Origin of the sequence: Roseovarius marisflavi (assembly GCF_900142625.1) — a bacterium.
Lineage (GTDB): Bacteria > Pseudomonadota > Alphaproteobacteria > Rhodobacterales > Rhodobacteraceae > Roseovarius > Roseovarius marisflavi.
Window position 1 is genome coordinate 36,593 of sequence record NZ_FRBN01000011.1, and the last position, 20,388, is coordinate 56,980.

Below are 20,388 nucleotides of genomic sequence, written 5' to 3' on the forward strand. Positions count from 1 at the left end.
TAGACCAGCATCACCAAATATGAGGGCATCGGCAATGCAGCTGTTCGTGGGTCTGGGCAATCCCGGCGCAAAATACGAAAAAAACCGCCATAATATCGGCTTCATGGCGCTGGACCGGATCGCAGAGGATCACGGCTTTGGCCCCTGGCGCGCCAAGTTTCAGGGCCATGTCTCGGAAGGCGTGCTTGGCGGCACCAAGGTGATCCTGCTGAAACCCGGCACCTTCATGAACCTGAGCGGGCAAGCGGTGGGCGAAGCGATCCGGTTTTACAAGCTGACACCCGGCGACGTGACGGTGTTTCACGACGAGCTTGACCTTGCCCCCGGAAAATTGCGGGTGAAACAGGGCGGCGGCCACGCGGGCCACAACGGGCTGCGCTCGATCCACCAGCACATCGGCGAAGCCTATCAGCGGGTGCGCCTTGGCATCGGCCATCCCGGCCACAAGGACCGCGTGGCGCAATTCGTGCTTCAGGATTTTGCCAAGGCCGACACCGATTGGCTTGATGACCTGTTGCGCGGGATTTCGGAGGGTGCGCCCTGGCTGGCCGGGGGCAAGCCGGACCGCTTTCTGAATGCCGTCGCGCAGCGCCTCTCGCCGCCGCGCCCGTCAAAACCCAAGCCCGCGGCGCAAAACCCTGCGAGACCGGCTGAAAAGGCGGAAGAGCCGCCCACCTCAGACGGCCGAAGCGCGATGCAAAAACTGATGGATAAATTCCGCTAAAATGCGTCGCCACCGCGTCAGCCTTGCAATCTTGGGATCAGACTGATCTTTTGCGGCCAAACTTGGGGGATGACATGCGAGTAGTTTTCAAATGGACAGCGCGGGTCTTGCTCTTGCTGGTGCTTGCGGGTGCTGCCGTCGGCATCTGGAAACGTGAACAGATCACCCGGCTTATGGCAGTCAACAGCCTGTTTTCCGAAGATAAAATCGTTCACAATTTCTCGAGAATGAACAACGCCTTTCTCAATCGACCCGTTTCACGGGGCGATGGCCCGGTCTCGCCCCTGCCCCTTGGCCCCACGGCCAGCTTGCCCCCGGAGGTCGCCGAGTGGATCAGCGCGCGCGACGTCACCTCGCTTTTGGCTCTCAAGAACGGCAGAATCGTCCATGAAAGCTATTACCTCGGCACCACGCGGATGGATCGCCGGATAAGCTGGTCAATGGCCAAAAGCTTTCTCTCGGCCCTGTTCGGTGTGATCGTGTCAGAGGGCAAGATCGCCTCGCTCGACGATCAGGTGACCACCTACGCCCCCCTTCTGAAAGGCAGCGCCTATGACGGGGCCACGATCCGTAATATCTTGCAGATGACCAGCGGGGTCACCTTTGACGAGGAATATCTCGACTATAATTCCGATATCAACCGGATGGGCCGGGTGCTTGCGCTTGGCGGCACGATGGATGGCTTTGCCGCCGGCCTGAACGAGCGGGACGCCGCCCCCGGCGTGCGCTGGAAATATGTCTCGATCGATACCCATATTCTGGCCATGGTCCTGCGCGGGGCGACCGGGCGCGACCTTGCCGATCTTCTGTCAGAAAGGATCATCGCGCCACTTGGGCTTGAGGCAGAGCCCTATTACCTGACCGATGGCAAGGGCGTGGCCTTTGCGCTTGGCGGGTTGAACCTGACCACCCGCGATTACGCCCGCTTTGGCCTTATGATTGAGCAGATGGGCCAGTGGCAGGGCCAACAGTTGGTGCCCGAGGACTGGCTGCGCGCCTCGACCGAGGCAAGCGCGCCCACCCTGCCCGGCAAGATCGGCTATGCCTATCAATGGTGGATTCCCAAGGGCGCGCCCGACGGCCAATTCATCGCGCGCGGTATCTATGGCCAGTATATTTTCATCGACCAGAACACCGATGTGGTGATTGTCGTCACTGCGGCCGACCGCAATTTTCGCGACCCCGGCGTGCATGACGCCAACATCGCCATGCTGCGCGCCATCAACGACGCGCTATAGACGGCCATTGACGGGGCCACATTCCACGCTAGGCTCGTGATCGAAAGAGAGGCCCCGCGCAATGATCGAAAAAGACCCCGCCATCAATGTCATGGGCACGGATCTTGAGCCCTGTTCAAACGAGCCTGTCACCGGGTTTTTCCGGGATGGCCATTGCAACACCTGCGCCCAGGATCAGGGAAGCCACACGGTCTGTGCGCTGATGACGGCCGAGTTTCTGGCCTTTTCCAAATATGTCGGCAATGACCTGAGCACGCCCAAGCCCGAGTTTGGCTTTGCCGGGCTCAAGCCGGGGGATCAATGGTGTCTTTGTGCTGCGCGCTTTCTTCAGGCCCATGACGAGGGCTGCGCGCCCAAGGTGCGCCTTGCGGCCACCCACATGCGCGCACTCGATATCGTTCCGCTGGCGATCCTTGAAGAAAACGCCAAGACGCAATGATATGCTGTCTCGGGACATGGGTGTCCGCCAGGCCGGTGTGACCCACCCGCCTGGCGATTTTCGCTGAAAGGTCGGGTCGACTCAGGCGCCGCTCATGTCAAAGCCAAGGTGTTTGGCGACGGTGAATATATCCTTGTCGCCGCGGCCGCACATATTCATCACCAACAGGTGGTCCTTGGGCAGGGTCGGCGCGATCTTCATCACATGGGCAAGCGCATGGCTTGGCTCAAGCGCGGGAATGATGCCTTCCATCGCACAGCTCAGCTGAAACGCCTCAAGCGCCTCCTTGTCTGTGATCGAGACATATTGCGCGCGCTTGGTTTCATGCAGCCAGCTATGCTCGGGGCCGATTCCGGGATAATCGAGGCCCGCTGAAATCGAATGCCCCTCAAGGATCTGGCCATCGTCATCCTGCAAAAGATAGGTGCGGTTGCCATGCAAGACCCCCGGCCGCCCGCCGGTCAGCGAGGCGCAATGCTGCATCTTTTCGTTGACGCCAAGGCCGCCGGCCTCGACGCCGATGATGTTGACTTCTTTGTCGTCAAGGAAGGGATAGAACAGGCCCATGGCGTTCGACCCGCCGCCGATCGCCGCAATCAGCGTGTCGGGAAGACGGCCTTCGGCGGCCTGCATCTGTTCGCGCACTTCCTTGCCGATGATCGACTGGAAATCGCGCACCATCGCCGGGTAAGGATGCGGGCCGGCAACCGTGCCGATGCAATAAAAGGTGTCGCGCACATTGGTCACCCAATCGCGCAGCGCATCGTTCATGGCGTCCTTGAGCGTGCCGCGTCCGGATGTCACCGGCACAACCTCGGCCCCCAAAAGCCGCATGCGAAACACGTTCGGCGCCTGACGCTCGACATCATGCGCGCCCATGTAGACCACGCATTGCAGCCCGAACTTGGCACAGACGGTGGCGGTGGCCACGCCGTGCTGGCCCGCGCCGGTTTCGGCAATGATGCGTTTCTTGCCCATACGGCGGGCCAGAATGATCTGTCCCAGCACGTTGTTGATCTTATGCGCGCCGGTATGGTTCAACTCGTCGCGCTTGAGATAAATCTTGGCCCCGCCAAAATGCTGGGTCAGCCGGTCGGCATAGTAAAGCGGGCTGGGGCGACCGACATAATGCGTCCAGAGATCGTGCATCTCGGCCCAGAACTCATCATCGGTCTTGGCGCGCTCGTATTGCTCTTCCAACTCCAGGATAAGCGGCATCAGCGTCTCAGATACGAAGCGCCCGCCAAAATCGCCAAAGCGACCCTTTTCATCGGGGCCGGTCATGAAGCTGTTGAAAAGATCGTTCATTGCAAGGGCCTTCTCATCCTGGATGTGTTGAGGATGAATATGGGACGCGCTCAGGATTTTCCAGCGAAAAGCGGCCCTGCCGCAGTCGAGATTTTTCGGCGAAAAATCCAGGTCGCGCTTAACTGCGGCGGATCACGTAGAGCCGCGACCACAGATCAGGCTCGGCCAGCAGAAACGGCAGGAAGGGTTGCGAGCGCTGGATGATCCGGACCTGACCGCTATCGACCAGCGATTCCAGCACGGATTGAAACCCCTGCTCTTTCCAGGTCGCATCAAGAAGGTTGAAAACCCCGATCCCGCCGGACCGCGTGACCCGGCTCAGGTGGATAAGGCTCTCGGGCGGGGCGTGACCGGGCCCGAACGCCCCGAGGCAGGTAAAGCCCGCGAAGGTCTCATCCTCGAACGGCACCCCCTCGCCCATGTCGGCCTCGACCAGATCGTGATAAGCCCCGGTTTGGCGCGCCGCCGCCAGCATGGCGGGCGACAGATCACAGCCCAAGATCGCCCCATAGCCCATGATTGCCAGGCTTTCCCCGACAAGCCCGGTGCCGCAGGCCGCATCAAGCACGGGCCCATCCGTCAGCCCCATGTGGCGCGCGAACATCCCCGCGCCAAGCGACGGCAGGCGAAAGCCGCGCTTGAGGTTGTCGGCGTCATAGCTTTGCGCCCAATCGTTATAGAGCGCGCGCGACTGATCGGGCGTTTTGGCGCCATAAACATCACTTAGGTCATCAGGATCGCGGGTCATTTTTGCCTCCGGTGGTTTCGAACAAAGCATCCTGCCTGTCCGCAGCGCTGTCAACCAAAGGGCCTAGTCAAGCGCGCGCTTAAAGCCGAAATGCGAGGCGGTGAAGCCAAGGCTCTCGTAGAACCGGCGGCTGTCGGTGCGGGTCTGGTTCATGGTGAGCTGGATAAGCGAGCACCCGGCGGCGCGCGCGCGGGCCTCGACATCCGCGAACATCTGATGGCCAAGCCCTTGCCCCCGCAGAGCGCTTGCAATGCGCACGCTTTCCACCTGCGCACGGCGCGACGCCGCAAGCGACAGCCCGCTGATAAAGGTCAGCTGATAGGTCGCAAGCACGGTCTCGGCCGCATCCACCCCGACGATCAGATGGTTGTTGCCCTCGGCCTGCATCGCGTCAAAGGCTGCAAGATAGATCGCAAGATCGCCCTTCTCACGCCCCTGCCCCAACTGGTCATCGGCGAGCAAGGCCACCACCGCCGCCACATCCTCGCGGCGCCCATGGCGAAACCTCAGCTGCATGTCGCCGCCTCGATAAAGGCGCGGATCAGCGCCGGGTCCTTGATCCCCGGCGCGCTCTCGACCCCCGACGACACGTCAAGCTGCCGTGCGCCGGTCAGTTTGATCGCCTCCGCCACGTTCTCGGGGACAAGCCCGCCCGCCAAAAGCCAGGGCAGTGTCCAGCGCCGCCCCGCAATCAGCGTCCAGTCAAAGGCAAGCGCGTTGCCACCCGGACGCGTGGCGCCCTTGGGCGGCTTGGCGTCGATCAAAAGCTGATCGGCCACGCGGGCGTAAATCTCGATCTGGGCAAGGTCATCGGCCTCGGCCACGCCAATCGCCTTGATCACCGGCAGACCATAGCGCGCCTTGACCTCGCGCACGCGCTCGGGCGTCTCGTGACCATGAAGCTGAAGAAAATCGAGCGGCACGGCGGCGGTCAGCGCATCAAGCGCGGCATCATCCGCATCCACCGTCAGCGCCACCTTGGCCACGCCGGGGGGCACAGGCAGAGCAAGCGCCGCCGCCTGCTCAAGCCCGAGATTGCGCGGCGATTTCTCGAAGAACACAAAGCCGACGTAAGCCGCCCCCGCCGCAACGGCAGCAGAGACATCGCGCGCGGACGTCAGACCACAGATTTTTACACGGATATCTTTCGCCATGCGGCCTTTTAGCTGGCCTGTTCCAAAAGCGCCAGAACCTCATCCTTGCCCTGATGCTTTTCACCCTTGAGGCGCTTGACCTCGGCGCGCAGGCTTGCAAGTTCGCGCGCCTGGCGGGCGGCAGCGGCACGTTCGCCCGCCTCGCGGATCCATTCCCAGATAAAGCCGACAATCAAACCGGCCAGAATGCCCAGGAAAATCACCAGGAACAGCGGCATTTCATAGGTCGGATTAAGCGCCGCCAATCCCGCCATTTCATCCGGCAGCACCCGCAAAGTCACGGGCGCGCGGTTTGCAAGAGCGATCAGAACAAGCGCAATGGCGAAAATCGCAATCGAGGCATAGCGGATATAGCGCATGGATTATTTCCCGTTCAGCCTGTCACGCAAGAGCTTGCCCGTCTTGAAAAACGGCACATGCTTTTCCTCGACCTGAACACTTTCGCCGGTGCGCGGATTGCGCCCGGTCCGCGCATCTCGCTGTTTCACCGAAAAGGCGCCAAAGCCGCGAAGCTCGACCCGGTTACCGCTGGCCATGGCATCGGTAATCTCGTTGAAAATGGTGTTTACGATACGCTCGACGTCACGCTGATAGAGATGCGGGTTTTCATCGGCAATTTTCTGAATCAGTTCTGATCGGATCATCGGTGGTTTCTCCCCCGGCCATTTTGCTTTTTTAGGTTGTGGCAGTTGGCATGACTATACGCACAATGGCGCCAAACCCAAACAGAAAGCCGGGCCCAAGGGGCGGAAATATATGAAATATTTGCCCCTTGGGTGATGATTTCTCCGGCATTGCCCATCTCATGCAAGGGATCGGCCCCATGGCGCGGACTTTTCTGCGGCGCGGCATCAGATTTGATTCGCACGGGCCGGGCATCGGCGGGCGCACGCGCAGGCAGGCGCCAGACCGGTGGACATTTGCCCGCGCCCGCCGCATGGTTTGCGAAATCAAAAGAGACCGTAATGACCGCACGCCAGATCATCATCGACACCGACCCCGGCCAGGATGACGCCGTGGCGATATTGCTCGCCCTGGCCTGTCCCGATGCGCTTGAGGTTCTTGGAATCACCTGTGTCGCAGGCAATGTTCCTCTGGAGATGACCACCAGAAATGCGCTTATTATCTGTGAGTTGGCGGGCAAGGCTAATGTGCTTGTCCATGCCGGATGTGACCGCCCCCTTGGCCGGGACCTTGTGACCGCCGAGCATGTGCATGGCCGTTCGGGTCTTGACGGGCCGAACCTTCCGGCACCGATCATGCCGCTTCAGGAGAGGCACGCGGTCGATTTCGTCATCGATACCCTGCGCGAACGCCCGGCCAAGAGCGTGACACTCGTACCAATCGGGCCGCTCACCAATATCGCGACCGCATTTAAGAGCGCCCCGGATATCATTGGAAAGGTACAGGAAATCGTTCTTATGGGGGGCGCGCATTTTGCCCAGGGCAATGTTACCCCGGTGGCTGAGTTCAATATTCACGTTGATCCCCAAGCCGCCGAGATCGTCTTTGGCGCCGGGGTGCCGCTTGTGATGGTGCCGCTTGATGTCACCCACAAGGCGCTTGTGACCCGCGCACGCAATGCCGCCCTGCGCGCCATCGGCACGCCGGTGGGGCGCGCCGTGGCCGATCTGACCGGGTTTTTCGAGCGCTATAACCCCGAACGATATGGCGAAGATGGCGCGCCGCTGCATGATCCCTGTACAATCGCCTGGCTGCTGAAGCCTGAGCTGTTCAAGGGCCGCCGGGTCAATGTGATGATCGAAACCCAGTCAGAACTGACCATGGGCATGACCGTCACCGACTGGTGGGGCAACACCGGCCGCCCGCCTAATGCGACCTTTATCCATGACATTGATACAGAAGGCTTTTTTGACCTTCTTATAGAAAGGCTGGCCCGGTTATGACGGCGCTTAATCTTGCAAAACCCGAAGACCTTGACCGCCTCGCCCCGCTCGTGCGGGCCTTTCACGAAGAGACGGACATTACCCAGGATGAAGCCAAGCGCCACACCGCGCTGATGCCGCTTCTGCAAGGAAGCCCGCATGGTGCGATCTATCTGATCGGGCTCGGACGCGCGCCGATCGGTTATATCGTGATAAGCTTCGGCTGGTCGGTGGAATTTGCCGGCCTCGACGGCTTTGTTGACGAGCTTTATATCCGTCCCGGCGTGCGCGGGCGCGGGATTGGCAGCGAAGTGATGGGCGCCCTGCCCAAGGCGCTTGCCGGGGCCGGATTGAAGGCGCTGCATCTTGAGGTGCGCCGCGACAACACGAGGGCGCGCAAACTTTATGAAAAACTGCGGTTCTTACCGCGTGACGAGTACAGCTTATTGACCCGCGAGATGTAGCAATTTCCGGCGAATGCCTTACCTTAGGTCAATGTCTATGAATATCCCCTTTCAAAACAGCTATGCGCGCTTGCCTGCGCGGTTCTTCACACGTCAAACCGCCGTGCCGGTGAAGGCCCCGAAAATGATCCGGTTCAACGATGCTTTGGCCGTCGAACTGGGCATCGTTCCGGGCACGCCGGGTGAGACCGCCAAGGTGCTTTCCGGCAATCTTGTCGCCCCCGGCTCCGAACCACTGGCGCAGGTCTATGCCGGGCATCAGTTCGGCGGCTTTTCTCCGCAGCTTGGCGATGGTCGCGCGCTTTTGCTTGGCGAAGTGATTGATACCACCGGTCAGCGCCGCGATATTCAGCTCAAAGGCTCGGGCCCCACGCCCTATAGCCGGATGGGCGACGGGCGCGCCTGGCTTGGGCCGGTGCTGCGCGAATACGTGGTCTCCGAGGCGATGCACGCCTTTGGCCTGCCGACGACACGCGCGCTAGCCGCCGTGGCTACGGGCGAGGCGGTTTACCGCGAGGCGGGCGGTCTGCCCGGTGCGATCCTGACGCGGGTCGCGGCAAGCCATCTGCGGGTTGGCACGTTTCAGTATTTCGCGGCGCGGCGCGATATTGAGGGGCTGCGCGCGCTCTATGACTATGCGGTCGCGCGCCATTATCCGCATGTCGAAGGCCCGGCGCATTTGCTGGCCGAAGTGATCCGCCGCCAGGCAAAACTTGTCGCGGGCTGGATGTCGGTCGGCTTTATTCACGGCGTGATGAACACCGACAATACCGCGATTTCCGGCGAAACCATCGATTACGGCCCCTGCGCCTTCATGGACGTTTATCATCCCCAGACCGTGTTTAGCTCGATCGACGTTCAAGGGCGCTATGCCTATGACAATCAGGCGCATGTCATCGTCTGGAACATGGCGCAGTTTGCCACGGCGCTGGTGCCGCTCATGCCGGATCAGGATGAGGCGATCGAGGAATTTACCGCCCTTGTCCACGCCATGCCCGATCAGATCGAAACCGAATGGCGCCGCGCCTTCGGGCGCAAGATCGGGATCGCCAAGGCCGGTGCGGGTGACGCCCCGCTGATCGGTGATCTTCTGGCGCGGATGGCCGAGAACCGCGCCGATTTCACCAATACCTTCCGCGCGCTTCTCACCGGCAAGGCCCGCGATCAGTTTCTTGATCCTGCGGCGTTTGACAATTGGGAGTCGCAGTGGCGCGCGCGCCTGACCTCAGAGGATGACCCAGAAGGCGTGATGGCCACGGCCAACCCAGCCTTTATCCCGCGAAATCATCGGGTTGAACAGATGAACGAGGCCGCCGTATCGGGCGATTTCGCCCCGTTCGAGCGGCTTTTGAAGGTGCTTGCGCATCCCTGCCTGGATCAGCCGGAGGCAAGCGATCTTGCCCGCCCGCCAAAGCCCGACGAAGTGGTGCAGAACACCTTTTGCGGCACCTGACCCCCAATTAAAAGCGGCGCCGAGGATGTCCCCGGCGCCGTTTCAAATCTTAGGCCGCGTTGGCGCGCGGGCCACCGCCGGGCTTGCCCCGACGGCGATTGCCGCCCGCCGGTTTACCCTGTGCGAATCCGGGCTTGCCACCACCGGCACCGCCACCACCGCCGCCACTGCGACGACGCGGGCCACCCCGGCCAGAGGGTTGTTTCTTGGCCTTCGGATCAGGCAGAACCTCCCACGGGCGACCAGAGGCGACGGGGATGGAAATACCCATAACCTTTTGAATATCCTTCAATTCACCCATTTCATCGGGGGCGCAAAAGGCAATCGCACAGCCGTCACGGCCCGCACGTGCGGTGCGCCCGATCCGGTGGATATAGTTGTCGGGCACATTCGGCAGCTCGAAATTATAGACGTGCTTGACGTCCGGAATATCAAGCCCGCGCGCCGCCACATCGGTGGCGACAAGCACTTTGACCTGACCATCCCGGAACGCTTTCAACGCCCGATCGCGCTGACCCTGGCTTTTGTTGCCATGGATCGCGGCCACCTTGAAACCGGCCTGCTCAAGCTTGCGCGCAAGCTTGTCCGAGCCATGTTTCGTGCGCCCGAACACAAGTGCCAGCTCGTCTTTGTGCTTGCCCAGCATTTCGATCAAAAGGTCGGGCTTGGCCGCCTTGGCGACAAAGTGAAGCTCTTGCGTGATCTTGTCGGCGGCCTTGCCCGGCGGGCTGACCTGTACCCGCTTGGGATGCTTGAGGTAGGTGCTTGCGATTTCTTCCATCTGCTTGGGCATGGTGGCCGAAAACAGCATGGTCTGACGCTCTGCCGGGATCAGGCTGGCGATCCGGCGCAGGGCGTGGATAAAGCCGAGATCAAGCATCTGATCGGCCTCGTCGAGCACCAGAAAGCGGGTTTCGTCAAGACGAAGCGCGCGGCGATCCAGAAGGTCGAGCAAGCGACCGGGTGTCGCCACAAGAATGTCGGTGCCGCGATCAAGCCGCTTGATCTGGGCGCTGATCGAGGTGCCGCCAACCACAACACCGATCTTGATCGGCGTGTCCTTGACCAGCGGGAAAAGCGCGTCGCGGATCTGGCCGGCCAATTCGCGGGTCGGCGCTAGGATCAGGCTGCGCACGGATTTCGGCGAGGGTTTGCCGGGCATTTCAATAAGCTGCGCCAGAAGCGGCAGACCAAAAGCGGCGGTCTTGCCGGTGCCTGTCTGCGCAAGCCCCATCACGTCAAAGCCGTTGAGGGCATGCGGGATGGCATGTGTCTGGATCGGTGTCGGCTCGGTGATGCCCATGGCGCCAAGTTTGCGCACAAGCTCGGTCGGCAGACCCATTTCCTGAAAAAGGTTCAATTCATATCCTTTCGGGCCCGGGCAAATGCCGCAGACCGTGACGGACAGGCCCCATGGCCGCCCGCTATCGTGGTTGCGTCTGCGCCAAAGCCCAAGGCCGATTGCCCCGCTGCCCAGCAGACGTTTGACCCCACGCGTGATTTTGGGATTAATCCGCGACATTTCATTACTAGGCGGCCAATTTTTGGCGGCACTGCTCACGCGGCAGGAAATGTCGGTTGACTGGCATATGAGGGCACGGCGCCTCAAAGTCAAGCTTGGCGTTGAAAACCAGCGTGAAATCGCGCTTTAGCGGACCATCCACCGGCCCTTTGGCCAAAAGGCGTGAAAGGCAAAGGCGAACATCACGTCATGGGCCACATTGCGCCCCTGCCCGTCGCGCACCCGCACCGTGCCCACATCGCGCCCCTTGGCGATGGTCGCGTGATCAAGCGCCGAGGCCTGACCCTTTTCCCAGCTGATACTGACCCCCGCCTCGTGCACGCCGCCCGTCTCGCGAATGCGCGTCAGGGGCCAGGCGCGATTGCCGACCCGGACCACCCGTTCAAGCGGCGATATCCCATGCGGCGGGTTTTCCCCGCTATAAAGAAACGGGCGCGATGAACTGTCGTAGCCGGCATAGGGATTGCGCCCATAGCTGCGGTCATAATCCGGTTGCTCCATCACAAGGCCGCTTGGGTTGCGCGCCTTGAATTGCGCGAAACTTTCCATCCAGCTTGGCAGTGCCCTGAGTTGGGTGCCGGTCAGATCGCCCACGATTGCCTCGCCAATCGCCTGTTGCCACCAACTCTCGGTTTCGCGGTCAAACATCACCATGTCCGAATTGCGCAGCTTGCCCGTGACCCCGAAGCGCAGCGTACCGCGCCTGATCCGCCGGTCAAAGGTGATGCCCGAATTGCACAGCGGACAGAAGGTGACCGCAATCGGAATGCCGCCGACGCTGTCGTTGACGATCTCATGCCATGTCAGATAGCGCAGCGGATAGGCGCGCGGCGTGGCGCCGCCCATCTCGACCGTGATCACCGGCTCTGTGCCGGAAATCCGCCGCTCGGAGCCTACCTTGCGAAACGTCGGATCGTCCAGCGCCGGAATGCCGTCCCTGGGCGGCCCGCCCGACATGATTTCGGCCCAGTTCTTGACGCTGGTCTTGTTGAAATTCGTATCGGGCCATTCATGGCGCCAAAAGGCGGGGTCGGCGTGGGCAAGCCCGGCCATCACGATAAGCGCGCTCAGGAACGACAGGAAACGGGTCATCGGCATCCTCCCTTGGATGCGCGAATGATGCCGGGGTTCGGCCTGCTTGCCTAGTCCCACCCACGCGATTGTGACGCCCGGCGATCAACGCTTGGCGGCGTCGCGGGCCTTGCGCTCTTTGGCATCGCCAAGAATACGGTCCCATTTTCGTACCCTCAGCAGCTTGCGAAAGGCGCGCTCAAGCTCGCCCACGCCGTCGCGCAGATAACAGCGCCCATGCGCCAGCACGATCCGCTCGGGCGCCCAGCCGATCAGCGTCTCGACGCTATCGGCCATCGCCTCTTTGTTGCGAAAGGTCCACCGCAGGAGCGGCGGCGTCTTACCATCGGTGTCGTCGATCCCATTGAGCCAGACAAACGGGCGAAACCGCGCCGCAAGCTTTGCGGTCTCGATATTCTCGATCAGGTCGGTGAGGATAAGCGTGCGGCTCGCCTTGTGAAAAAACACCGCCTCGCGGTGGATCTTGCTACCGGCCACAATCAATTGTTCAAGCTGGCCTTTCCACGGCGCCTCGGCGCGATCCGGCTTGAGCTTGCGGTCCACTGCGAGCGTGACGCCCTTCTTAGCGGCGCGTTCCACCACGCCGGGCGCCGCCCAGACCTTGGCGCGCGGATAGGCCGCCTGCCAGTCCTTGAGGTGCGTGTAATGCGCCCAATTTGGCGCAATCAGATGCGCCACCGGGCCAAGCGCGTCCAATTCGGCGCGCAGGCCCTCAGTCATCTGAGTGGGGGAATGCACCCACAAATCCCCGTTCTCCAGCCGCACGACCGTGGCGCGGGTGGAAAACGGAAACCCGCAGGACTTGACCGCAGGCCCATCAACAATCCAGATCCCCTCGGCCAAAGGCTTGAGGGTATTGAGCGGCTCGTATCCGGTGGCCTGCGTCACGCGATCATTCGATCACGGTGACCTTCTTCATCACGTCAGGACGCCCGATCACCGATCCGTTCGGGCCATTGCCGCGCTTGATCGCGTCAACCACATCCATCCCTTCGGTGACCCGGCCCACGACGGTATACTGACCGTTCAGGAACGCGCCCGCGTCGAACATGATGAAGAACTGGCTGTTGGCGCTGTCGGGGTCTTGCGCCCGCGCCATGCCAACCACACCACGCAGGAACGGCTCTTTCGAGAATTCGGCCTTGAGGTCAGGGCGTTCACTTGCGCCCGATCCCGCGCGGGACATATTGCCGCCGTCGATCTTGCCAAATTGCACATCACCAGTCTGCGCCATAAAGCCCTCGATCACGCGGTGAAACACCACGCCATCATAGGCCCCCTCAGACGCCAGAGCGGTAATCTGTTCCACGTGACCGGGGGCCACATCTTCGAGCAGGTCGATGGTGATTGTGCCATTGGCCTCGCCTTCGACTTCGATCTGCAACCCGGACGCAAACGCAGGCCCGGCCAGCAGTGACAAGACAAACGCAAGCTTACGCATCAGAGGCCACCTTGACGCTGATCATGCGGTCCGGGTTCGCAGGCGGCTCGCCACGCGCGATCTTGTCTACATGCTCCATCCCCGAGATCACCCGGCCATAGACCGTGTATTGCCCGTTGAGAAAGCTGTTGTCCTTGAAATTGATGAAGAATTGCGAATTTGCGCTGTCAGGGCTCTGGCTGCGCGCCCCGCCGATGGTGCCGCGATCATGCGGGATACGGCCAAACTCTGCCTTAAGGTTGGGCAGGTCGCTGCCGCCGGTGCCGGCCATGCGCGGATTATAGTCTTTTTCCATATTGGCATGCTGCACGTCGCCGGTCTGGGCCATGAAGCCGTCAATCACCCGGTGAAAGGCCACGTTGTCATAATGCCCGCCACGGGCCAGCTCTTTCATCCGCTCGCAATGACCGGGGGCGATATCGACCAAAAGCTCGATCGCGACGGTGCCATCCTTGAGTTCGATCAGAATGGTGTTTTCGGGGTCTTTAATCTCGGCCATCGGGCCCTCCTTGCAGATAACTTTCCCCGAATACCTAGGCGGTTCCGGCGCGATTGCCAAGCGCAGAGGTTGACGCCTGCGGGTGCGCGCGCCAATAGAGGCCGAAAGAAACGAAGGAGCGCGCTGCGATGAGCTGGAAAACCCTTGATGACATGGACCTCGGCGGCAAACGCGTGCTGGTGCGGGTCGATATCAACGTGCCGGTGAAAAACGGCCAGGTGACCGATGCAACCCGGATCGAGCGTATCGTGCCCACCGTCAAGGATATCCTCGCCAAGGGCGGCAAACCGATCCTTATCGCGCATTTCGGCCGTCCCAAGGGCAAGGTGGTGCTGGATATGTCGCTGCGCGTTACCGTGCCCGCGCTTGAGGCCGCTTTGGGGCGCAAGGTGCGCCTGATCGAAACCCTTGAGGGCGCCGAGAACCTCACCGACGAGGCGCTCGCCTCCGAAGTCCTCCTGCTGGAAAACATCCGCTTTCACCCCGGCGAAGAGGCCAACGACCCCGAATTCGCCGCCCGTCTGGCGAATCTTGGCGATGTTTTCTGCAACGACGCCTTTTCCGCCGCGCACCGCGCGCACGCCTCGACCACCGGCCTCGCCCAACAGATGCCCTCTTGCGCCGGTCGCCTGATGCAGGCCGAATTGCAGGCGCTCGAAGCCGCCCTCGGCACCCCCAAACGCCCGGTCATGGCCGTGGTCGGCGGCGCCAAGGTCTCGACCAAGCTTGACCTGCTCGGCAATCTGGTCGGCAAGGTCGACTGCCTGGTAATCGGCGGCGGCATGGCCAACACATTCCTTGCCGCCTTGGGCCTTAACGTGGGCAAATCGCTCTGCGAACACGATATGGCCGATACCGCCCGCGAGATCATGATCAAGGCCGGCGCGGCGGGCTGTGAAATCCTGCTGCCGGCCGATGTGGTCGTGGCGCGCGAATTCGCCGCCGGTGCCCCGCATGAGGTGGTCGGCGCCCATGCCTGCCCGCCCGACGCGATGATCCTTGATGCCGGCCCCCAGGCCGTTGCGCGCATCATCACCGCGCTCGACAATGCCAAAACCCTGATCTGGAACGGCCCGCTCGGCGCCTTCGAGATCGAGCCGTTTGACACCGCCACAAACGCCGCCGCACGCCATGCCGCAACACTCAGCCGCGAAGGCAAACTGATCTCGGTCGCGGGTGGTGGCGATACGGTCGCGGCCCTCAACAAGGCCGGCGCGGCGGAAGATTTCACCTATATCTCGACCGCCGGCGGCGCCTTCCTTGAGTGGATGGAAGGCAAGGACCTGCCCGGCGTGGCCGCCCTCAAGGCCTAGCCCGCTTCTCTGTTAGCGCGACCATCATTGCACCCTGCGCGCCGCTCGCCTAGAAGCGGCTCCAATTGTGACATCATCAAGCGGGACCCCGGACATGACGAAAACCAGCCAGACAGACAAGATTCGCAGCGGCCAGGGCTTTATCGCGGCCCTTGACCAGTCGGGCGGCTCGACCCCCAAGGCGCTTGCCCTCTACGGGATCGAGGAAGACGAATACGGCTCCGAGGCCGAAATGTTCGACCTGGTGCACGCCATGCGCTCTCGCATCGCCCAGGCCCCGGCGTTCAACGGCGACAAGGTGCTCGGCGCGATCCTCTTCGAGATGACCATGGACCGTGACATCGCTGGCAAACCCGCCGCCCAATACCTCTGGGAAGAGCGCGGCGTCGTGCCTTTCCTCAAGGTCGACAAAGGGCTGGCGGATGCGGCCGACGGCGTCAAACTGATGAAGCCGATGCCCGACCTTGACGCCCTTCTGACACGCGCGAGCGCCGCCGGCATCTTCGGCACCAAAATGCGCTCGGTGATTGATGCCGCCTCGCCCTCGGGGATCGAAGCCGTCGTCGCCCAGCAATTCGAGATCGGCAAACAGATTCTCGCCCACGGCCTCATGCCGATCATCGAGCCCGAAGTCACCATCTCGATTGCCGACAAGGCCGAGGCCGAAGCCCTCTTGATGCGCTCGCTGCTGACCCATCTCGACGCACTGGCCGAACCCCAACAGGTCATGCTGAAACTCACCCTGCCCGAAACCGCCAACTTCTACGCGCCCCTGGTCAACCACCCCCGCGTGCTGCGCGTCGTGGCCCTGTCGGGCGGCTATAGCCGCGAAGAGGCAAACGCCCGCCTCGCCCAAAACACCGGCATCATCGCAAGCTTCAGCCGCGCCCTGACCGAAGGCCTCTCGGCCAAACAAAGCGACGCCGAATTCAACGCGGCCCTCGCTGCGGCCATCGACGACATCCACAAGGCCTCAATCAGCGGCTAATCCCTGATCAAAACCAAAAGGGCGCCCCAACCGGCGCCCTTTTTCATGCCTCTCACATCCGGCTTCTTCTTGGCCCAAATACTCTGGGGGTTTGGGGGCAAAGCCCCCAAGGCCTGCGTGGCCTGAACGCAAAACACCCTGCCCGGCCCTCGGGCCGCTCCGCCTTTAAAAGCGTCAAAGACCGCTAGACTGAAATCCCGCGCCGCCCGGCCAGGTCGGTGAAATACTGCCAGGCCACACGACCGGACCGCGATCCGCGTGTCGCCTGCCACTCGATTGCCTCGGCGCGCAGGGTGGCGTCGTCAATGTCGACGCCATGCGCGTCGCAATAGCCCCGGATCATCGCAAGATACTGATCCTGATCACAGGCATGGAACCCAAGCCAAAGCCCAAAGCGATCCGAAAGCGATACCTTTTCCTCAACCGCCTCCGAGGGGTTGATGCCGGACGAGCGTTCATTCTCGATCATGTCGCGCGGCATCAGGTGGCGCCGGTTTGATGTGGCATAAAACACCACATTCTCCGGCCGCCCCTCGATCCCGCCGTCCAGAACCGCCTTGAGCGATTTGTAATGCTGGTCATCATGGCTGAACGACAAATCATCGCAAAACAGCACGAACCGCTCGCCACTCTCGCGCAACAGCGACAGCAACCGGGTCACCGAGGGCAGATCCTCGCGCTGCAACTCGACAATTTTGAGGGACAGCCCCTGCCCCAGAACAGCGGCATGAACCGCCTTCACAAGGCTCGATTTCCCCATCCCGCGCGCGCCCCACAACAGCGCATTATTGGCCGGAAGGCCGCGCGCAAACTGAAGCGTATTCTCAAGCAAGGTGTCGCGAGCGCGGTTGATGCCGATTAAAAGCTGCATCTCGACCCGGCTGACCTTGGGCACCGCCTCAAGGCGATCGGGGCCTACATGCCACACAAAGGCATCGGCGCTTGCAAAATCGGGGGCCTGCATCGGCGCCGGGCTGATCCGTTCCAGCGCGGCGGCGATACGTTCCATCGGGTCGGTGGTCATTCAGCTTTTACCCTTGTCGTCCTCATCCCCGGCCATCTCGTCGGCCAGCGGATCATCAAGGTCAAAATCCTCGTCCTCGTTGTCATCCACCCAGAGGCCCTGAGCGCGCAACTCGGCTTCGCGCTTGCGCTCAACCCGCCCGACAAGCTGAATCGAAATCTCATAGAGCCCATAGACAACCACGAAGAGGATCACCTGCGTCACCACATCCGGCGGGGTCACAAGTGCGGCAAGGATAAGGATCGCGACCACGGCGTATTTGCGCACGCTGCGCAGGCCAACCGCACTGACAAGTCCGGCCTTGCCCATCAGGGTCAATAGCACCGGAAGCTGAAAGCACATGCCGAAAGCGACGATGAACTTGATCGTCAGGTTAAGATATTCCTGGGCAGACCCCTGAAACACGACCGAAAGCGGTGCGGCTCCCTTGACGCCCTCGACCGCTTCGCCTTCGCCGCCAAACTGTTGGAAACCCAGGAAAAAATCATAGGCCAGCGGCGTGACCACATAAAACGCGAAGGATGCCCCAAGGATGAACATGAAGGGCGAGGCCACCAGGAACGGCAAGAACGCGCCCTTCTCGGACTTGTAAAGACCGGGGGCCACGAAGCGCCACATCTGGTTCGCGATATAAGGAAAGGCGAGCATGAAGCCACCCAGAAGCGAGACTTTGATGGCAACAAAGAAGCCCTCTTGCGGGCTGATGAAGATCAGGTCGCAGTCCTGGCCACGGTCGGCCAGCACCGAACAGAGCGGCTCGGTCAGAAAATTGAAGATTGGCGTCGCCATGGTAAAGCAGATCACCATGCCGATGATGAAGGCCACGACCGAGTGAATAAGCCGCGTGCGCAGTTCCGCCAGATGTTCAATCAGCGGCGCGCTGCTTTCTTCCATATCGTTGCTGGCACTCATGCCTTATCCCCGGCATTCTGTTTCGGGCTTGCCTTGGGTTTCGGCGCAGCCTTTGCTTTCGGCGCAGCCTTTGCTTTCGGCGCGGCTTTGGGCTTGGGCGCTGCGGCCTCTGCCTTTGCTTTCGGCGCGGCTTTGGGCTTGGGCGCTGCGGCCTCTGCCTTGGCAGTCTCGGCCTCGGCTTCGGCGGCCTTGCGGCTTGTGGCCATCTCGGCGGCCTTCTCGCGGATTTTCTCGGCCTGCGACTGACGCTCTTCACTCAACGGCGGTGTGACGCTCTCTTTAAGATCGCGGGTCATGCTGTCCGTGGACTTCTTGACCTCATCCATCGCGCTTTTCATCGGATTGGCCGCTTTGCGCAGCGTTTCCTTGATGTCATCCACCCCCGACCCTTCGGCCGCATCGTTCATGGCGTGACTGAATTCACGGGCCATGCCCTTGGCCTTGCCGATGAACTTGCCCACCGCACGGAACATTCCGGGCAGATCTTTGGGGCCCACGACGATCAACGCCACGATGCCGATCAGCAGCAGCTCGGTCCAGCCCAGGTCGAACATAGGAGGTTCAGACCTTGTCTTTTTCGTCGGTCGGCGTCACGTCGCGCGCCGTTTCGACCGATTCTTTGCTTTCGTCTTCAAGCTCTTTGGTGCCTTCAGAGACGCCTTTCTTGAAAGAGGTGATCCCCTTGCCAACTTCGCCCATCAGCGACGAAATCTTGCCGCGCCCGAAAAGCACAAGCACCACAACGGCGATCAAAAGAAGGCCGGGAAGGCCAATGTTGTTCAGCATGTCTATCTCTCCCTGTCACGGGGGCAAGATTTGCGCCCCCGGCAATATCACTGGTTTTATCTAGTCGTTCAAAGCGTCGGTTGGAAGCACCAAAGCGCCAAAACGCATGGAATTTTAAAATGACCGCTCAGGCAAAGCATAGCCATGCGCCACGTGCAACCGCCTGTTTCGCCAGAGGTCATAAGAATTCACCTTAAGCGCCGTGCGCTGCGACAGCTCACAACCCTCGCTCCTCCCCTCCTCTCGCCTTAGCCCTCGCCCTGCGCCTCGGCGCGCGATTTTCCGCTGACATTCATCGCAAGCGTCGCGGCCATGAACTGATCCAGATCGCCATCCAGCACGCCCTTGGTGTCAGAGGTTTCAACGTTGGTGCGCAGATCCTTGACCATCTGGTAGGGCTGCAACACGTAAGAGCGGATCTGGCTGCCCCAGCCGGCATCGCCCTTCGCGTCATGCGCGGCGTTGATGGCGGCGTTGCGACGATCAAGCTCCATCTGGTAGAGCCGCGATTTCAGCGCCTTCATGGCGATATCGCGGTTCTGGTGCTGGGATTTCTCTGAACTCGTCACCACGATGCCGGTGGGATGGTGGGTGATGCGCACCGCCGAGTCGGTGGTGTTCACGTGCTGACCGCCGGCGCCTGAACTGCGATAGGTATCAATCCGGATATCGGCGGGGTTCACCTCGATCTCGATATTGTCGTCAACCACCGGATAAACCCAGACCGAGCAGAACGAGGTATGCCGCTTGGCAGCCGAATCAAACGGTGAAATCCGCACCAGGCGATGCACGCCGGATTCCGATTTCAGCCAGCCATAGGCGTTATGCCCGCTGATCTTGTAGGCGGCCGATTTTATACCGGCCTCGTCACCCGGACTTTCGGACTGAAGCTCGACCGTATAGCCGCGCTTTTCCGCCCACCGCACATACATCCGCGCCAGCATCGAGGCCCAGTCACACGACTCTGTGCCCCCGGCCCCGGCGTTGATTTCAAGGAAGGTGTCATTGGCATCCGCCTCGCCATCCAGCAGCGCCTCAAGCTCTTTGGCGGCGGCGCGCTTGGCCAGCACCTTGAGCGCCGATTCGGCCTCGCTGATGACCTCGCTGTCATCTTCCATTTCACCAAGCTCGATCAATCCGGTGTTATCGGCCAGCTCCTGCTTGATCTCGTCATGGGTCGCCAGGGCATCGACAAGCGCCTGACGCTCGCGCATCAGCTTTTGCGCCTTTGCCGGATCATCCCAAAGCGTCGGGTCCTCGACCCGCGCGTTGAATTCCTCGAGCCGGTGCCGGACGGTTTCCCAGCCCATCCGCTGGCGCAACAGCTCCAGCGACTTTTCGATCTCGGCTACGATGTTCTGGGTTTCTGCGCGCATTTGGGCTTCCTTGGCTGCTCA

Annotated in this window: 25 protein-coding genes; 9 read left to right on the top strand and 16 right to left on the bottom strand. The window is 61.4% G+C overall.

Annotated elements, in window-relative coordinates; all coding sequences use genetic code 11:
• Positions 1-34: 34 nt before the first annotated feature.
• From pth to BUB78_RS11105, 3 genes are all read left to right on the top strand, one after another.
• Positions 35-724, top strand: a complete 690-nt coding sequence (gene pth / locus BUB78_RS11095; RefSeq protein WP_073198133.1) for an aminoacyl-tRNA hydrolase — start codon at positions 35-37, stop codon at positions 722-724.
• A 74-nt stretch (positions 725-798) separates the two neighbouring features.
• On the top strand, positions 799-1,962 hold the full coding sequence (locus BUB78_RS11100; protein WP_073198135.1) for a serine hydrolase domain-containing protein: 1,164 nt from the start codon (positions 799-801) through the stop codon (positions 1,960-1,962).
• 61 nt (positions 1,963-2,023) lie between these two features.
• The gene (locus tag BUB78_RS11105; RefSeq protein ID WP_073198137.1) at positions 2,024-2,401 is read left to right on the top strand and encodes a DUF2237 family protein; all 378 of its coding nucleotides are present in this window, start codon (positions 2,024-2,026) and stop codon (positions 2,399-2,401) included.
• Positions 2,402-2,482: 81 nt separating this feature from the next.
• Here BUB78_RS11105 and trpB read toward each other — a convergent pair whose 3' ends face one another.
• From trpB to ihfB, 6 genes are all read right to left on the bottom strand, one after another.
• A complete protein-coding gene (trpB, locus tag BUB78_RS11110; protein ID WP_073198139.1) occupies positions 2,483-3,709 on the bottom strand; it encodes a tryptophan synthase subunit beta in 1,227 nt (408 codons plus the stop codon).
• 118 nt (positions 3,710-3,827) lie between these two features.
• The gene (locus BUB78_RS11115; protein WP_073198141.1) at positions 3,828-4,457 is read right to left on the bottom strand and encodes a class I SAM-dependent DNA methyltransferase; all 630 of its coding nucleotides are present in this window, start codon (positions 4,455-4,457) and stop codon (positions 3,828-3,830) included.
• A 63-nt stretch (positions 4,458-4,520) separates the two neighbouring features.
• Positions 4,521-4,973 carry a GNAT family N-acetyltransferase gene (locus tag BUB78_RS11120; protein ID WP_073198143.1) on the bottom strand — a complete coding sequence of 151 codons (453 nt, stop codon included), beginning with the start codon at positions 4,971-4,973 and terminating at the stop codon, positions 4,521-4,523.
• Positions 4,964-5,611, bottom strand: coding sequence for a phosphoribosylanthranilate isomerase (locus tag BUB78_RS11125; RefSeq protein ID WP_073198145.1), 648 nt, complete (start codon positions 5,609-5,611; stop codon positions 4,964-4,966). The genes BUB78_RS11120 and BUB78_RS11125 overlap by 10 nt, the downstream gene beginning before the upstream one ends.
• A gap of 8 nt (positions 5,612-5,619) precedes the next feature.
• Positions 5,620-5,970: a lipopolysaccharide assembly protein LapA domain-containing protein gene (locus BUB78_RS11130; protein WP_073198147.1), complete on the bottom strand. Its 351-nt coding sequence runs from the start codon at positions 5,968-5,970 to the stop codon at positions 5,620-5,622.
• A gap of 3 nt (positions 5,971-5,973) precedes the next feature.
• Positions 5,974-6,255: an integration host factor subunit beta gene (ihfB, locus tag BUB78_RS11135; protein ID WP_073198149.1), complete on the bottom strand. Its 282-nt coding sequence runs from the start codon at positions 6,253-6,255 to the stop codon at positions 5,974-5,976.
• Positions 6,256-6,576: 321 nt separating this feature from the next.
• Between ihfB and BUB78_RS11140 the strand changes: the two genes are divergently transcribed.
• From BUB78_RS11140 to BUB78_RS11150, 3 genes are read left to right on the top strand one after another with little or no spacing between them, the layout of a single operon-like run.
• The gene (locus tag BUB78_RS11140; RefSeq protein ID WP_073198241.1) at positions 6,577-7,518 is read left to right on the top strand and encodes a nucleoside hydrolase; all 942 of its coding nucleotides are present in this window, start codon (positions 6,577-6,579) and stop codon (positions 7,516-7,518) included.
• Positions 7,515-7,961, top strand: a complete 447-nt coding sequence (locus BUB78_RS11145; RefSeq protein ID WP_073198151.1) for a GNAT family N-acetyltransferase — start codon at positions 7,515-7,517, stop codon at positions 7,959-7,961. Before BUB78_RS11140 ends, BUB78_RS11145 begins: the two co-directional genes overlap by 4 nt.
• 31 nt (positions 7,962-7,992) lie before the next feature.
• Positions 7,993-9,414 carry a protein adenylyltransferase SelO gene (locus BUB78_RS11150; protein WP_073198153.1) on the top strand — a complete coding sequence of 474 codons (1,422 nt, stop codon included), beginning with the start codon at positions 7,993-7,995 and terminating at the stop codon, positions 9,412-9,414.
• A gap of 49 nt (positions 9,415-9,463) precedes the next feature.
• On the opposite strand, the gene BUB78_RS11155 is transcribed toward BUB78_RS11150, so the two are convergent.
• Positions 9,464-10,774 (bottom strand): DEAD/DEAH box helicase, encoded by a 1,311-nt coding sequence (locus BUB78_RS11155; RefSeq protein WP_073198242.1) that lies wholly within the window; start codon positions 10,772-10,774, stop codon positions 9,464-9,466.
• 136 nt (positions 10,775-10,910) lie between these two features.
• Here BUB78_RS11155 and BUB78_RS20915 point away from each other — a divergent pair, with 136 nt between their 5' ends.
• Entirely contained in the window at positions 10,911-11,066 is a 156-nt protein-coding gene (locus tag BUB78_RS20915) for a hypothetical protein (RefSeq protein ID WP_220084003.1), read from the top strand.
• On the opposite strand, the gene BUB78_RS11160 is transcribed toward BUB78_RS20915, so the two are convergent.
• From BUB78_RS11160 to BUB78_RS11175, 4 genes are all read right to left on the bottom strand, one after another.
• Complete coding sequence (locus BUB78_RS11160; RefSeq protein ID WP_073198243.1) at positions 11,063-12,028, bottom strand: DUF3179 domain-containing protein; 966 nt, start codon at positions 12,026-12,028, stop codon at positions 11,063-11,065. The two genes, BUB78_RS20915 and BUB78_RS11160, sit on opposite strands and share 4 nt — an antisense overlap.
• A gap of 84 nt (positions 12,029-12,112) precedes the next feature.
• On the bottom strand, positions 12,113-12,916 hold the full coding sequence (locus tag BUB78_RS11165) for a DUF4336 domain-containing protein (protein WP_073198156.1): 804 nt from the start codon (positions 12,914-12,916) through the stop codon (positions 12,113-12,115).
• 4 nt (positions 12,917-12,920) lie between these two features.
• Entirely contained in the window at positions 12,921-13,469 is a 549-nt protein-coding gene (locus BUB78_RS11170) for a peptidylprolyl isomerase (protein WP_073198158.1), read from the bottom strand.
• Positions 13,462-13,968, bottom strand: coding sequence for a peptidylprolyl isomerase (locus BUB78_RS11175; RefSeq protein WP_073198160.1), 507 nt, complete (start codon positions 13,966-13,968; stop codon positions 13,462-13,464). Before BUB78_RS11175 ends, BUB78_RS11170 begins: the two co-directional genes overlap by 8 nt.
• Positions 13,969-14,096: 128 nt before the next feature.
• Between BUB78_RS11175 and BUB78_RS11180 the strand changes: the two genes are divergently transcribed.
• Positions 14,097-15,281 (top strand): phosphoglycerate kinase, encoded by a 1,185-nt coding sequence (locus BUB78_RS11180; protein ID WP_073198162.1) that lies wholly within the window; start codon positions 14,097-14,099, stop codon positions 15,279-15,281.
• 94 nt (positions 15,282-15,375) lie between these two features.
• Positions 15,376-16,269 carry a fructose bisphosphate aldolase gene (locus BUB78_RS11185; protein ID WP_073198164.1) on the top strand — a complete coding sequence of 298 codons (894 nt, stop codon included), beginning with the start codon at positions 15,376-15,378 and terminating at the stop codon, positions 16,267-16,269.
• A 184-nt stretch (positions 16,270-16,453) separates the two neighbouring features.
• Here BUB78_RS11185 and BUB78_RS11190 read toward each other — a convergent pair whose 3' ends face one another.
• From BUB78_RS11190 to prfB, 5 genes are all read right to left on the bottom strand, one after another.
• Positions 16,454-17,293 (bottom strand): ATP-binding protein, encoded by an 840-nt coding sequence (locus tag BUB78_RS11190; protein ID WP_073198167.1) that lies wholly within the window; start codon positions 17,291-17,293, stop codon positions 16,454-16,456.
• Complete coding sequence (gene tatC, locus BUB78_RS11195) at positions 17,294-18,205, bottom strand: twin-arginine translocase subunit TatC (protein WP_073198169.1); 912 nt, start codon at positions 18,203-18,205, stop codon at positions 17,294-17,296.
• Complete coding sequence (gene tatB / locus BUB78_RS11200; RefSeq protein ID WP_073198171.1) at positions 18,202-18,759, bottom strand: Sec-independent protein translocase protein TatB; 558 nt, start codon at positions 18,757-18,759, stop codon at positions 18,202-18,204. The genes tatC and tatB overlap by 4 nt, the downstream gene beginning before the upstream one ends.
• Before the next feature lie 7 nt (positions 18,760-18,766).
• Complete coding sequence (locus BUB78_RS11205) at positions 18,767-18,991, bottom strand: twin-arginine translocase TatA/TatE family subunit (RefSeq protein ID WP_073198173.1); 225 nt, start codon at positions 18,989-18,991, stop codon at positions 18,767-18,769.
• Positions 18,992-19,239: 248 nt separating this feature from the next.
• Entirely contained in the window at positions 19,240-20,367 is a 1,128-nt protein-coding gene (prfB, locus tag BUB78_RS11210; RefSeq protein ID WP_073198176.1) for a peptide chain release factor 2, read from the bottom strand.
• Between the last annotated feature and the right edge of the window lie 21 nt (positions 20,368-20,388).